The sequence below is a fragment of the Chloroflexota bacterium genome (genome assembly GCA_015478725.1).
Classification (GTDB): Bacteria; Chloroflexota; Limnocylindria; order Limnocylindrales; family CSP1-4; genus C-114.
In genome coordinates this window covers 1-1,630 of the sequence record JADMIG010000096.1, presented here as the reverse complement: position 1 = coordinate 1,630, position 1,630 = coordinate 1, and the positions used below count along the sequence as shown (strand labels likewise).

Below are 1,630 nucleotides of genomic sequence, written 5' to 3'. Positions count from 1 at the left end.
GCCCGGAGATCGACTCGGTCGTCGGTCTCCGTGACGATGGGCGGTGCGGGAGGGCGCGTCGTCGGCCAGATGTGACCCCGAAGGTGTGTAGGGACGCGTGCCGTCCAATCGGTGCCGCCTCGTCGGGAGCCCGACCGATTCAGGTGATCAGTGCCATGCGCCGGTAGGCGTCGAGGAGCACGTCGGCGGTGGGCCACCCGTCGATGATCCGGACGACGGTTTGCCGGGCCTTGTGCACGAGCCGTCCGGGAGCATGGAAGATCCCCCAGCGGAGTGCCTTCGGTCGAGCGTCTCGCCAGGCGCCGTCACAGCACAGGAGCTGGAACCACCGGACGAGGTCGGCGGCCAGGACAACGGTCATCATCCAGGTGGCGTTGGCCTCGAAGCTGGTGAAGGGGAACCGGGTGAGTCCCGAGTCCTTCAGTCGGCAGATGTGCTGTTCGACATGGGCATGGGCCCGCATGGTGCGATCGAGCTCCCTCGGGTCGCCGTCCTGGTCGGTGTAGAAGCCCCAGTAGCGGTAGTCGAGGGTCGGGAAGAGGCTGCGCTGGGCTCCGGGGTGGAGCGGCTCCCGTCGGATGATGAGCCGGGTGCCACTCGGCAGTTTCGTGTCGTCGATCAGGCTGGTGAGCTCGGCCACCGCACTCTCGTCCTTCACGTCCCCGTCTTGCGCCAACGAGGGCAGCCACACCTCTTCGACTCCGATGGCATCGAAGATGGCGGCTGTGACCTGGGCATTGCTCCGGGCCGACACGAAGAAGCCGACATTCCTGGTTCGACAAGCAGCCAGGAACCCTTCGGTGCAGCCGGCCGAGTCGGCCCGGACAATGACGTCGCGTTGCACCGAGTCACCATCAGCCCCGACCTCGTGCCCGCGAGCGATCGCTGTGGGGAGTTGACCGAGGGCGGCATCGAGCACGATCACGTGATCGGCCACCGTGTTGGCTCCGGCGTTGCCCGGGCGGAGCAGGGCAGTCAGCGTCTCGCCCGTCGCATCGGCGAAGCAGAACATCGGGTGGAACCCGAAGCCGCCCTTGAAGTTCGGTGCCGTCTGTTCCTTTCCCTCCGAGTGGATCTCGACCAAGGAGGCATCGATGTCGAGTATCACCGGAGCCGTCCCCGTCGTGGCCGACGACCGTTGCCACACCGCGGCTCGGATCCCTGCCATCACCTCGGCGATCCCGGAACGAGTCGACTCGGTGACCTCGTGGAACGTGCGGGCGACGGTGGTGTCGGAGGGGACGGAGCCGAACAGGTCCTCCCCGATGCGCAGGTGCTCGATGTCGAGGCAGCTCTCTCCGCCACCGGCGAGGGTGAGCGCCATCTGGGTCAGGACCTTCCCCCGATCGTGGAGCGGGACACCGTTACCGGCCCAGGGGATGGACGCAGACAACGCATCCCCGAGCCCCAACCGGTCGGCGAAGGAGCCCAGAGCGTGCAGTCCGAGGTGGGCCACGACGCCGGTGCCACCGGGTTCCACGACGACGCGACGGGTGCTGTTACCGTTCACTTTGGAAGTGCCCTTCTGTGTGGGAATAGCTGGGTCTCGACAACCACAGTTTCCCCTACTGGAAGGGCGTTTCCGCGGACGCGGCGAATTCAGTTCAATGGGCTCCGTGAAGAGTTGGGG

General features: G+C 66.6%; 1 protein-coding gene. It reads right to left on the bottom strand.

All coding sequences use genetic code 11. The features are described from left to right. Nucleotides 1–139 precede the first annotated feature (139 nt). Nucleotides 140–1,510: an IS1380 family transposase gene (locus IVW53_15915; protein ID MBF6607049.1), complete on the bottom strand. Its 1,371-nt coding sequence runs from the start codon at nucleotides 1,508–1,510 to the stop codon at nucleotides 140–142. Nucleotides 1,511–1,630: the final 120 nt, after the last annotated feature.